Raw genomic sequence first — 13,943 nt, 5'->3', positions numbered from 1 at the left:
GATATTTTGATTTCAAAAAAGTTGTGGTTGGGTCAAATTAAGTACATTACTGAACTCTTTCGATTCTTGTAGCATTTCATATAGCGAACGGATTTCTTGTGGTGACAAGTTTGTGAATGTACGCAACTCGGTAATATCTAATCTCCGATTAAACTGATTAACATCAACTTAAAATATGTTGGTCTTTTTCACTGGTGCCGACAACTAAACTTACATAATGATATTTCTGATCTTTGATATTATTAGAATGAATTTGATGCCATCGATATCTAAAAGACTCTATACTTTCTTTCATCACGAGATAGAAGCGATCGTTACAGGCACGATCCCAGGCGATGATTGGGCCGATTCCCCAATAGGAAAAACCCGACAAAATCTCTTTCCCATCGCCTATTGCAGAAAATTCTCCTCTCAATTCTTGCGTGAGTTCTGCAAGTTTGTTAGATTGATCTTCCCCTATAAAACAAAGAGTCCACCCTCAGCCGGGTTCATTAGATGGAATTCTCTAGTAGCTTCACAAAATTTAAAGATCCCATGTTGAGCCTCGTTTCTTGAGCAGTTTATCTGATAAATCTCGCACAGGTGTTTAGAAGCGATGGCTCCGCCAACGCCAAGGGCGAACGCGTATTCATTAATACTGTAAAGTATTATGTGTTAAGCTGCTCAGGGTTAACATGAAGCCAAGGGTAGAGTCTGTCAAGAGGTTACGACCTTATAAACCCAGGTTCACATCAGGGGGTGTGTTCGGTTTAGGGATTTGGGCATCTAACTAAGTACATTTGTCATGGCTTTCCACTTTTATAAAGCGTTATTATCTAAATAATGGAGGCAATTGCTAGATTTCAATTTATTGGGAAAATTTACTGGTTATTCTCGATACTGATAACTTATAATAGTTGTGTTTTTGGTTGCAATATGGCTTTTAATTAGTGGATTTTACCAAATAAAAGTTGCTGCTCAGGTTCGCACAAAAACTTATTTGGTTTAATAGTGTAGGAATGCTGAAAATAATGCAGCCATTGCTAACAAGTATTTTCACAAAGTTATTAACCAAACTTTGTATTATATAATTATAAGAGTTTTGAACTAGTGTAAAAACAAGTAAATTGAGGATGAACTAATGAAATTCGGAATTGATAGCGGGCACAATTGTCCACCAGATACAGGAGCTAGAGGTATTAAATTCGAGGATAATTTAACTCTAGATGTAGGTAATAGAGTTATAGCCAAGTTAAGAGCTTTAGGAAATGAAGTTGTAGTATGTAGACCAAGTAGTGCTAGTACAGTCCGGGACTCACTTTCAAAAAGATGTTCTACAGCTAATGCCAGTAAAGTAGATATTTACGTCTCGATTCATTTTAACTGCTTTAACGGACAAGCTAACGGCACAGAAGTATTTGCAACTAGCGATACAGGTAGAAAAATCGCTAAACCTGTATTAGATGAAATCATCAAGTTAGGATTTTTTAATCGTGGCGTTAAGAGTGGTTCCCACTTGTTTGTTCTGAAAAATACAGATATGCCTGCTATCTTGATAGAAGGTTGCTTTATCGATTCGCAAAAAGATATGAATCTTTTTAATCCTGAAGCAATGGCTAATGCAATTGTCAAAGGCTTAACTGGTAAAGTGCCAAGTGCCCCTGTTAACCCTGTACCAGATGAAGAGGAGAATATAGATGCGACTGTTCTCAGACTGCAAAAATCCTTAAATAGACTAAAAATAACCGATAAAGATGGTAAGGCTTTAGTGGAAGATGGCTTCACGGGGGCTAGCACAAAATCTGCCGTAGAAAAATTTCAGACTATTGTCGGAGTTCAGGCGACTGGAATTGCTGACGCAACTACATGGAATGCCATAAATCTAATTTTGGCGAAACGAATTATCAGACCAAACCATGCCGGTGGTGCAGTTGTCAGATACTTACAATATCGTTTAGGTGTTGAGAATGATGGCGTCTACGGGCCGCAAACAGAGGTTATAGTTAAAAACTTTCAAAAGCAAAATGGTTTAGATGCCGATGGCATTATCGGCCCTGCTAGCTGGCAGAAATTAATTGGTTAGGCTGATGGGGACTAAAAACTAAAGACTGGGGTAGTAGTGCTGAGTAAAGAAGTTGGGAATCTAACATCTTTACTCAGAACTGGGAACGGGTTAAACGCCACGCTACTGCTAACAGAACTGTTTTGCCTAATCAATAAATGAAGGTGCTAATTTTAGCAACTTACAACCATATTTTGTTCATAACATCTTTGGCAAGTGCACAAACTGCCAAAGCTTTTGAGACAGCATTGATATCGCTTAAAGACATTGAGCTAAAATAATTACAAGAAATAACCAGGGCGTAGGAAATCACCTATTGTGTTGACAAGAATCTGTTAACTTAACCAAGTTTGCGTTTGATTAAGTATCAATCGCATTTGGTAACAGGTAATTTCCTATGCTCTGATGCTTTTTTGGCGGTGAAGTTTCGCCAAAAGTATAAAAGTAAAGGACTTTTCAAGCCTATAACAATCACTACTGATTTTTTGTATAAATCAGCACGTTTTTACTAATTTTAAAATTTATTATGTTATCACTTATTCTAAAATATGATTCAAAACCCTTGTTTTTTTATAACTGAGTTTAAAGATGAGATTTTAATAAGACAGCGATCGCGTAATCCACGAGCGATCGCTATTCTCTGGTTTCACTGACTGAATTATCCTAGTGTGTAGATATAGGCTTGTCTTAACCGCCTTACCATCTCTCGACGTACCTCATTTTGGACACGGTTTCCACGTCGCCAGTGTTCTAACTGAATATTATCAACATAGAAACGCACAGAAAATTGCATAGCAGAGCCTTGGATATCAGTTAGCTGAACTTGTGGTTCTTTCCAGGCAGTATTAGACTCTTTAAAACTATCATGTAACCATTCGACAAATTTTAATGAATAGTCATCTAGTCTAGTTTCATCTACTCCAGGATTGGAAATCTTTTGAAATAATTTATTTAGTTTTATTTTCAGAAGATCAATTTTTTGCTCCCATTCGTCTGGTAAAAGATGTTGGTCTTCAATTACTAAATCAGGATCTTTTAACCAAGTTTGATACCATTGGCGAATCAAGCCAATTAGAGTTTGTTTTTCAGTCGGCTCTTGTTCTTCTAGGCGCGATCGCAGACGTTTACCCTTACGTTCTGTGATAACTACCAGCCCTACAATGTTCAATATTTCTAGATAGTTTTTCTGGAGAGTTTTCAGTTCCTCTGAATTCAATCCACCCTTTTCTAACTTTTTAACTTCTCTAACAAAATCTTCAAATGCTTGCTCAACTTTTTGCAGTTGCGTGTTCACATCTTTTTCAACTAATAATCGCAGCCGCCCTGCTTCTTTTTTTGACAGTTTATCATCTTCGGCTTCTGTCAATGCAGCAAAACTATCTAAATATTGAATTTTTTCATCAAGATCGCCTAATGTGTCTGGATGACCGAGGATAATTTGTTGGAGAATATTTGTTGCTACCACTGCATCAGCATCAACTCTAACTGACACTTTAATAGTATAAGCGTAGTGAGTTGTAGGACGACTGAGATTGACTATATTTTGACCTCCCAAAGTCGTGTTTGGTGTATATACCTCGCAATGCTCATTAATCAAATATAGTTTTGTCACCCGGATGCCAATGTGTTTAATAATTGCAATTGAACCATCTGGCATGGAGATAACATCTCCAAATCTAAAGGGTGTATCAACTAATAAAACTAACCCACTGAAAAAATCGCTTAAAATATCTTTTACTGCTAATCCCAACACTACAGTGATGCTACCTATTGCTAACCCAATTCCTGTTAAATCAACCCCAATGGTGCTGAAAAACAGAGATATGCCAATGAGGTAAGTGATGACTGGGATAAAATTTTGTAGGAGTGGAATTAGTACATCATCCCAGACAGCCTCAGTTTTTCGGGCGTAGTCTTTTAAGTAGTAGACTGCTGCTTCTGTAAACAATAAAGTTATGCCGTAAGTGAAACCAAGAATTAGGAAAGCCGTGAGTCCTCGATCGATCAAATTAATGATTACCCCCGATCCGAGTTGAGTCAGAGAGAGTTTTAGACTAGCAAGGATAAAAATAGCGATCGCAGGGATTTGCAAGATTCCAAGGATAAACAGGGCTGTATCTTTTTCTGTGCGGCGCAGAAACGATCGCAGTAGATAGAAAAGTAATATATAGAGTACAAATACAATAACTATAGATGCACCGAATGTATAAAAGAAAGAGCTAATTTGCGCAGCCGTTGGAAAAGTCGGAGGTGCTGGTACTACAACAGAAGCTTTTGATGCAGATTCTGCGACTTGGGCGATGAGAGTATAATTCATTAGTGCCTGTTTCAATTATTGCAATTTCAAATAAGTTGCTCTGCCAATTTGGGATTTTTGATTGAAGGAAAAATCCCAAATTAAATGACTCCTGAGTTATTTCTTGTTAAAAGAAAGTGCCAAATTAACCTTCTACACTTTCAGCGCGCACGGGAATTACAATTCCTTCCCGTAGCAGTGCATTCGTAAAAATCTTCCGAAGAACGCGCTGAATCTGAAGATGTTTTCCTGGCTTTACTTTCGTCAATGTTCGCAGCAATAAATTAGACTCTCCCAGACTTTCGACTCCATCCACCTGTGTGCCTTCGAGTACATCTGGATCGTCTGCTTTTAACTGCTGTCCCACCTCCTCAATGACTTTGTACACGTGCGCTAAGTTGGAATCATAAGGCACACCAACTTCTACTACTGCAAAGATATACTGTTTGGAGTAATTAGTAATTGAGCCAACATTCCCATTCTGAATAATCTGCAATTGACCATTAGGATGTCTGACACGAGTAGTTCTGAGTTCAATCGCCTCGACAATACCTTCGACAACTTTATCTTCGGCTTTTCCAGCTTCAATATAGTCACCTACTAAATAGTAGTTTTCAAACAGAATAAAGAAGCCGCAGACAATATCATTAATTAGTGTTTGTGCCCCTAACCCTACAGCAATGCCGACAATACCAGCACCCGCAAGTATGGGAGTTGGATCGATACTTAGGGCATAGAGAATGAAAACTGTAGCACCAAAGTAAATTAAGTATTGTAAGAAACTACGAAACAGAGGAACGAGCGTCAGGCGTCTACTTCTTTGAATATCAGTTAGATTCTGGTCTTTGAACAGCATCTCTTCAATAAGTAAGTAAACGACCTCAAACAACACGCGACTAATAAAGATGATACCGATTATCTTGATCATTCGCGGGCCAAAAGTTGCGACGTTGGCAATTAACTGCACCTGTTGAATCACCAATGTTGCCATGCAGACATAAATCACAAATTCCAAGCAGCGCTTTAAAAAGGGTATCAGGTGTCGCAGGCGATCGTAGAATCTTAGCAGGTTATCAGGATTGGAGTATCTGATGCTGAGAGCGTCTAGGCTATCAACGATCGCAGCGACTGCTTTGAGTATAAGCAAGCCGACGGCAATGATTAGATAGATTCGCAGCGCAATGTACAAATATTCCGAAATCGTTGCTGGCAATTTGAGAAACTGGGCACATAAGATGATAGCCCAAAGCCAGATTCCACCACTGATTCTGTCATAGAAGGCCTTAAAGAAAGCATCAATACTTTCATCATCAGCAGTATTTTTTTCTAAGTTCTTGGCGCGAGTGCTGGCTACTTTCAGCCAATATTTGATAAATTTCAGGGCGATCGCCGCTAAAATCAAAGTGCCAATACTCTGAGCTATGCCAATTCCTAGTGTCACCCAAAATCCTGATGGGATACGCTCAATCAACGAGAGTGTGTATTGTTGAAGGTTTTCGCCCCGATAAACTAGATAACCATTAGCACCCACAATCAGAATGCACGACACCACGCAAGCAAGTAACAATAACCCTGTGACATTTCGGCGGAGGGTTTTGATACTTCTATTATCGCTTTTAGGTATAAAGGTTTTAGTAAATAGCTTGAATAACTTGCTGAAAAACCAGTTTAGTAATACAAAAACAAAGATTATCAGGCTGACTTCAGCCAAAATAATTAATACATTCATATATGAATATCAAACTGAATGAATTTAACAGTTGTATATCAAAATATCTTGAGATCATCAAGGGTTTTTTAATACATAGATGATTATTATTTCATATAATCACAACTTGTCAAGCCATTAACATTTTATTCACACGTTCACTTTTCGTTTTATCTTCACCGACTTTAAGTAAGTGAGAATAAATCGAAGTAAATTAAGTAATGTAAAAAATCTTGAGATTAGTTTTTAGTGAAAACTTTAGCCATCAAGTGAGGGTTAAAGTTTTCACTACAAACCTTTAATTATTTATGCTGCTCTACTTAACGCTCTTCCATCACTCTGGTCAAAGAAAAATCTCAGCCAACTTTTAAACAATAGACAGAAATTAGGTTTGGAGCTTTGTTTGCTAACATTATGGCTAAAATCATCATTTTTGCCTGAATGACACGAGAGCATTTCTCTGGTGTTCACTGCAATAATTGCGCGTAGATAGTGGGTTAAAGTGTCTTTTACTCCCCGTATATCCGCGTCTTTACATCTTTCTAGCGATTTGAACTATGCAACTTACAAGCGCATCAGCTTATTTAGCATTACCATTCTCACAATCCATCTGCACCACACAATTTCTCCCTTGTGCTTTTGCCTGGTAGAGTCCTTGGTCAGCAGCAGCAATTAAGGTTGCAGGAGATAATTGGCTATCAGGTGTGATGGTTGCCACACCAAGACTTAGGGTAATGAATTCACTGACTTGAGAATGGGGATGAGGCATTTGTAATGCACTAACATTGATCTGAATATCTTTTGCAACTGCAATAGCCCCTTCGATATCAGTATTCGGCAAAATGACTGCAAACTCTTCTCCGCCATAACGAGCCACTAAATCAGCTGGGTGTTTAACTGTCTGAGAGATTGCCTTGGCAACTTGTCTGAGTGCATCATCTCCTGCCAGATGTCCATGCGTATCGTTGTAAAGCTTAAAGTAATCGACATCACACAAAATCAAAGATAGCGAACTTTGCTCTCGTGCCAACCATTGCCACTGCGTGTTTAATGTGTCATCAAAGCAGCGTCGATTTCCCACTTGGGTTAGACCGTCGGAACAGGCAAGGCGTTGTAATTCCTGGTTTGCTTGTTGTAATTGATGGTAGAGTTTTGATTGCTGAATAGCGATCGCAGCTTGACCCGCTAACTGGTTAAATAAGTTAATCTCCGATTGCTGCCATTGTCTGGGCTTACGGCATTGATGAGCGATTAATAATCCCCACAAACGCTCTTGTTGTAAAATGGGCACAACAAGGTTTGCCCGGATTTGCAGACTTCGGAGGAGTTCAGCATGACACGGCGATAGTCCCGCAGTTTCAATGTCTTCGATCGCTCTGGTGTTACCTTCTTGGAAGTAAGCCGCACGCGTAGATTTAAAGCACGTATCCATGACGTGAAATCTAAAAATCGACATACAGCCTTCTGCTAAGGATTCTACAGCCACTAATCCACTCCAGTCTGGCTCAAACTGGTAAATCAGCACTCGGTCTACCTCAAACAGTTGTCGCACTTCGGCTGCTGTGGTTTGCAAAATCTCGTCTAACTCTAACGATTGGCGAATACGCTGCGTTACAGCCGCAACAATTCGCTCAGACTCGCTTTGGTGTTGGACACGCTGCTCAACTTCCTGAGAATTTGCTGATGCTATAGTTAACAAGATTTGCTCAAAGTAAGGGGTTGTAGTAATAGGTACTGCACTGGGTTTAGCAATCAAATAGCCTTGAGCAAGATTTGCACCTCGTTCTCGCAGCCAGTTCAGTTCCTCAATGCACTCAATTCCTTCAGCAACGGTTTGAATGTTTAACTTTTGAGTAATCTCTAGAAGCTTCTCCGTAATCGAAGCTTTGTAAAGGTCTTGATGCACATCTCGAATTAACTCCATATCCAGCTTGATAAAGTCTGGACGTAACTGATGCAGCAAGTTTAGGCTGGAATAGCCAGAACCGAGATCGTCAAGAGCGATTAAAAACCCTTCACTTCGGTAGTATTCAAGCACTGCCTTGAGGTGGGCTAAATCTTGAGGATTGTCTGACTCTACAACTTCAAAAACAACGCGATCGTGGGAAATTCCGGCAGTATTAATGGCCTCTACTGTACTACGTAGGCAAAAAACTGGGTCATAAAGTGATGTTGGTGCAAAATTGATGAAGATGTGCCCATTCACTTGATAGCGGCTGAATTGAGTGATTGCAGTGAGTCGAGCAACTTGGTCTAGTTGTGGTATAAGTCCGGCTTCAGTTGCTAACTCCAGAATTGGTGTTGGTAGCACTAAATTGCCTTCTTCATCCAGTCCCCGCAAGAGCGATTCATATCCAAAAATTTGCGATGTATCGTTAATTGAGACAATTGGTTGAAAGTAACTGGTGAATCGTTCCGTTGCCAGCATATCAACTACCCAGTCGGATTGGTTCAACTTAATGAACCGTTGTAATGAGGCTATGTCACTAAAATCATGGAGTTGAGGTTGGATATTACCTTGAATGAAAAGGACTTGCGTCTCTTTTAATTCTCTTGGTGCCAGTAGTTTGGCCAGATTACGAGCAATTTCTAGGCACTGTCCGGGTTTACAGTCTAAACTCAAACCTGGTCGCTCGTGCATCAGTTCATACTTAAGGGAAAACTGCTGTAGGTAGGAGGTGACTTTTGTGAGGGTATGTGGAACGGGAAACCAGAGAAAGAGCCTACCTGCCTCCTTATTCCGGCAGCGTGCAACATTGCGACAAGCACAGGTTTTGGAGATAGGACATATTTGGCTCATGGCTAAATAATTTGCTTAATCCGATTTATTCTATTATTCCCACTATTTTTACTGTAAAAGATAAACTATACTTCAAATACATGAAGATTTGATGAGTTAAGTAAACTGAATAATTTAGCTGAATAAGTGACTCAGCAACACATTCCAAAATTTATAATAAAAGCCCAAGTAATTGCCGATATGCTTTGTGAAATTAAGCAACAAAATGAGGAGTTGAATTAACAATTCAATTTACAATATAAAGGCAAAATCAAGCAGATTAGGAACGGGTTTTAACTAGATTAATTCAGAGTAAATATATCTTTGGAAGAAGGAATCGACCTCAGTAAACAACAAAATTTTTGAAACAAGTTAATACATTAAGCCATAAATCAAAAGCCCTCACCCTAAATCCCTCTCCCAATATTGGGAGAGGGACTTTGAAATTAGCTCCCCTTCTCCCAATATTGGGAGAAGGGGTTGGGGGATGAGGGCGAATTTTGTATTTGTGCAAGAGTTCGATTGAATGATTGAAGGGTTTTAGGGAAATCAATATCTAATGTTGGTATTTCTTCGACGAATAAATTTATCAATTTTTGGTGTGAAGACATTTAAAATACTCAGACATTTCCACTTCTACCAATTAGAGTTGCAATTGCCTTGACTAACTTATCTGGTTCGATAGGTTTAGATAGATGTTTTTGAAACCCTGCTTCAAGTGCTTGTTCCTGATTGATTTCTCCGGCATAAGCAGTTAAAGCGATCGCCGGAATTTGTTTGGCTTGGTTTGCCTGCAATGCTTTAACTTGGCGCATCAGCATATAGCCATCCATCTCTGGCATCCCAATATCACTGAGCAGCATATCTGGTTCTGACTCTGCCAAAATTTGCAATGCTTCTTTTGCTGATGTGACTGCTGTCACCATTGCTCCAGCCTGTTCTAGTACAAATGTGTGGAAGTCACGGGTATCATTGTCATCATCTACAACTAAGATTTGGATGCCTGCCAGGATTTCAATCGGAGGAGAAGAATTTAATGCAGCAACATCTATATCTTGTTTTGGGGTTAAATCTTTTTTAATTAGTGGTAGCCTAACTCGAAAAATAGATCCTTGCCCCTCACCTAAACTTTCTGCTTGAATCGTACCGCCATGTAATTCTACCAAATGACGGACAATTGCTAACCCTAACCCCAAGCCACCAAATTTTCGCGTTATTGTACTATCAGCCTGACGAAAATATTCAAACACATAAGGCAGAAAGTCAGGGCTGATTCCCTTACCTGTATCAGTGACGGTAATCTGAGCTTGAGCGTCAGCGCACTCTAATTTAATATCAATTTTTCCTCCTTCAGGAGTGAATTTAACGGCATTCGATAAGAGATTCCAAATAACTTGTTGTAAACGACCAGAATCACCCAAAACTTGCCCGAAAGAAGCATCCAGCATCCTCTGAATTTGAATATTTTTAGCTTCTGCTGCCAAACGGACTGTTTCCAATCCCCCCTCAATCACAAATACTAGGTTGACAGGTAACATTTTCAGGTTGAGCTTGCCTTGTAAGATCCGAGAGACATCGAGCAAATCTTCAATTAGTTGAGCTTGTAATTGAGCATTCCGCTCGATAGTTGCGAGCGCTTTCTTCAATCCTGCTGCGTCAAATTCACGAGTCTGCAAGAGTCTCGCCCAACCAAGAATCGGATTCAGAGGCGATCGCAATTCATGGGAAAGCACCGCCAGAAACTCATCTTTAATCCGGTTGGCCCTTTCGGCTTCAGTTCTGGCGGCTTGCTCAAGTTCCAAGAGGCGATCGCGTTCGGCTTCTGCGGCTTTGCGTTCGGTAATGTCAATTACTGAGCCGATGTAACCTTTAAACTCACCGTCCACCCCAAACCACGGATTAGCGGCATCGATGCAAGAGCGATATTCGCCGTCTTGGCGCCGCAAGCGGTACTCCAAACGGAAAGCCGAATAACTGCTACTAGCTTCCAGAAAAACATTCCTAACGTTGCTGTCTTCTGGATGCACAGCATTTAACCAACTAAATCCTAGACCCATTTCCTCACTCTGACCTGTAAAATCGTACCAGCTTTGACTGAGGTAAGTGCAGTAGCTATTGGTGTCTGTCACCCAAACCATGAAGGGGGCATTGTCAGCCATGTTGCGAAACTTTTCTTCGCTTTCCCGAAGTGCTTTCTCTGCTTGTTTGCGATCGCTAATGTCCGTAACAAAAATGCTTACTCCTTCTGCAAAAGGGTAGACGCGGTTCTCAAACCAGCGCTGCCAAGGCGCATAAAAGTATTCAAACTGAACAACAGTGTCTTGGGCGTTCGCCCGATGAACCTCAGTATCAAACTTGCTTTTAACCAGATCGGGAAACACTTCCCAAATGATCTTACCTAGCAACTCTTCCTTTGGGATGCCAACAACATCTGCTACGCGATCGTTGACAAAGGTATAACGCCACTCTCGATCCAACACAAAGAACTGGTCTTGGATGCCAGCGATAACAGTCTCTAGGTGTGCTTTAGCGACCTCAGCTTCAATTCGCAACCCTTGCTCGCGTTCCATTGCCTCTTGGCGGAGACGAGCCATTTTTAGGGCTGCTTCTACCCGCGCCAACAATTCACGGGCAGAGAAAGGTTTAATCAGATAATCATCGGCTCCCGCTTCTAACCCTTCCACCCGTGCCTCTTCCCCTGCCCGTGCCGACAACAAAATGATGGGAACTTTTTGCGTCCGTGGATCGGCTCGTAATGCTTGCAGCAGTCCAAAGCCATCTAATCCAGGCATCATGACATCTGTCAGTACCAAATCGGGGACACGCCCACGAGCAGACTCCAAAGCAGTTAAACCGTCTGGCACCGCTTCCACTTCATATTGCTGACTTAATAGCCGATTGACATAATCACGCATATCTGCGTTGTCGTCAGCCAAGAGAATCCGAGGAGAGGGTGCAGAGGGACACAGAGGCAGAGGGAAAAATACTTCCTTCTCCCCTGCCCCCCTGCTCCCCTGCCCCCCTGCCCCCTCCGGTAGCCACCGCAGGGCTTCTTCTAAATAAGGTGTTGCACCTAATGCGGTTGAAGCTAAAGTTCGCGGGGCACTAATCCGGTCTGGTGGCAAATGAGCATATCCGGTTGGAATTGACACAGTAAAGCAACTGCCTGCTCCGAGAAGACTGGTAATATCAACTCTTCCACCATGCATTTGCACCAATTCTTGCACCAGTGATAATCCGATTCCTGACCCTTCAAAAGTTCGTCCTTGCGCCCCTTTGACGCGGTGGAATCGTTCAAAAAGGTGGGGGATTTCTGCGGCTGGAATACCGATTCCTGTGTCTTGGACTGCAAACTCAATATGGTCATTTGACCACTGCAAACTGACCGCAATTTCTCCAGCCATCGTGAACTTGAAGGCATTCGAGAGCAGGTTAAGAACAATCTTTTCCCACATCTCCCGATCTACATACACTGGTGCTGGCAGGGAAGGACAATTAACTGATAACTGCATCCCTGCCCGTTCTACTGCGGAACGAAATACACTAGCTAGTTCTGCGGTGAAGGTGGCAAGGTTAGTGGGTTCATAAGAGGCTTGAACCCTTCCGGCTTCAATGCGTGAAAAATCTAGCAAGCTGTTGACCAGTTTCAGCAGCCGAAGTCCGTTGCGTCGCACCATTTCTAGCTGCTCTCGTTCTTTGGCTGGAAGCAGAGTGGCACAAGTGGTTAAGGTGTCCTCTAATGGCCCCAACATTAGAGTAAGTGGGGTACGGAACTCGTGGCTGACGTTGCTGAAAAAAACGGTTTTGGCGCGATCGATTTCTGCCAAGGCTTCAGCACGTTTGCGTTCTTCCTCGTAAGCTTGGGCGTTAGCGATGCTGGCGGCAATTTGAGCCGCAACTAAATCAATGAATCCTTTATAATTGTCGTCGAATAGCCTGAAGGGGTTCAAACCAGCGATTAATATACCAGCTTTTCCGGTTTGACCAGATGCGGCAATGGGTACTGCGATCGCTTGGTGGGGCGATCGCTGCCAAACACCACAGGGTAGACTATTAAAAGACATTTCCAAACCGGAAATCAGTTTGGCTTGATGTGTTTCGATCGCTTCTGCAAAGGGCCAAACCCCATCAGCATCATCGAGAGCCACTGTTTCGGGAACTGCTACGTGGTTTTGCCCAATGCGGCACGTTCCAGCCAGAAAAACTTGCTGCTTATCGGGATCGACCAAATAAATCATTGCAAAAGGGAGATCGTAAGGGTTGCTCTCCAGACAACTCGCACTTAGCGTACAGGCTTCGTCGAATGTTCGCGCGTCTGCCGTCCTCGCCGCTAGTTCGCGCAAAAGTGCCAACTGACGCTCACTAATAATCCGCTGCGTGTCCTCTGTGTTAGCGCAGATGATCCCGCCTGTGTCGCCTTGGTCATTAGGAACCGGGCTATATGAAAAAGTATAATAGGTTTCCTCTGGGTAGCCGTTGCGCTCCATAATTAGCAGCAGCGCTTCGTCGTAAGTACCCTCATTCTTCAGCATCGCTGATTCGGCGCGAGGCCCAACCTGATCCCAAATTTCCCGCCACACGTATGAAGCCGGCTGTCCAAGCGCTGCTGGATGTTTGCCGCCAATAATCGCCTTGTAAGCATCATTGTAAAGGTTAATTAGTTCCTCACCCCACCAAACAAACATGGGTTGACGGCAAGTTAGCATAATTCGCACAGCAGTCTTCAAACTCTGTGGCCAGTGCTGTGTTGGACCAAGGGACGTTTTTGACCAATCGTATTCTCGCATCCTAGCACCCATTTCACCTCCACCGATCAGGAAATTTACGTTGGCATTGCTTGCTAACGTTGATTCGTTCTTCATCAATTCCTCTCGATTGGTCATATGCGGTTACAGGCTACATCAGTAGTTGTCTTTTAGAAAAAATCCTTTATAAACTAGACCTTGACGCTTCTAAACAGTCATTTTAGAGGATATTTAAAGGTACATACAGCCTGAGATACCAATGCTGTGACTTTTCAAAGCATTGAAATTGCTTTTTTAGGGCAAGTTTCTACTTTGGCTATTTTTTATTGTCTCCTTTATATCATCGATATTTCAAGCTACCAAGGGCAATTCTC

Annotated in this window: 6 protein-coding genes; 1 reads left to right on the top strand and 5 read right to left on the bottom strand. The window is 41.8% G+C overall.

Translation table 11 applies throughout. From position 1 onward, the window contains the following. Positions 1–163: 163 nt before the first annotated feature. A complete protein-coding gene (locus V7K44_RS32440; RefSeq protein WP_334938100.1) occupies positions 164–373 on the bottom strand; it encodes a hypothetical protein in 210 nt (69 codons plus the stop codon). Positions 374–1,120: 747 nt separating this feature from the next. On the opposite strand from V7K44_RS32440, the gene V7K44_RS32435 reads away from it, so the two are divergent. After that, positions 1,121–2,062, top strand: a complete 942-nt coding sequence (locus V7K44_RS32435; protein ID WP_334938098.1) for an N-acetylmuramoyl-L-alanine amidase — start codon at positions 1,121–1,123, stop codon at positions 2,060–2,062. A 637-nt stretch (positions 2,063–2,699) separates the two neighbouring features. Here the strand turns inward: V7K44_RS32435 and V7K44_RS32430 are convergent. From V7K44_RS32430 to V7K44_RS32415, 4 genes are all read right to left on the bottom strand, one after another. Continuing rightward, a complete protein-coding gene (locus V7K44_RS32430; RefSeq protein ID WP_334938096.1) occupies positions 2,700–4,358 on the bottom strand; it encodes a mechanosensitive ion channel family protein in 1,659 nt (552 codons plus the stop codon). A gap of 124 nt (positions 4,359–4,482) precedes the next feature. Beyond that, positions 4,483–6,066, bottom strand: a complete 1,584-nt coding sequence (locus tag V7K44_RS32425) for a mechanosensitive ion channel family protein (RefSeq protein ID WP_334938094.1) — start codon at positions 6,064–6,066, stop codon at positions 4,483–4,485. Between the two features lie 559 nt (positions 6,067–6,625). Then, positions 6,626–8,845, bottom strand: a complete 2,220-nt coding sequence (locus V7K44_RS32420; RefSeq protein WP_334938092.1) for an EAL domain-containing protein — start codon at positions 8,843–8,845, stop codon at positions 6,626–6,628. A 599-nt stretch (positions 8,846–9,444) separates the two neighbouring features. Further along, complete coding sequence (locus V7K44_RS32415; protein WP_334938090.1) at positions 9,445–13,686, bottom strand: ATP-binding protein; 4,242 nt, start codon at positions 13,684–13,686, stop codon at positions 9,445–9,447. Between the last annotated feature and the right edge of the window lie 257 nt (positions 13,687–13,943).

Origin of the sequence: Nostoc sp. (genome assembly GCF_036917235.1) — a bacterium.
Lineage (GTDB): Bacteria > Cyanobacteriota > Cyanobacteriia > Cyanobacteriales > Nostocaceae > Nostoc.
This window is presented reverse-complemented; position numbering and strand designations above follow the sequence as displayed.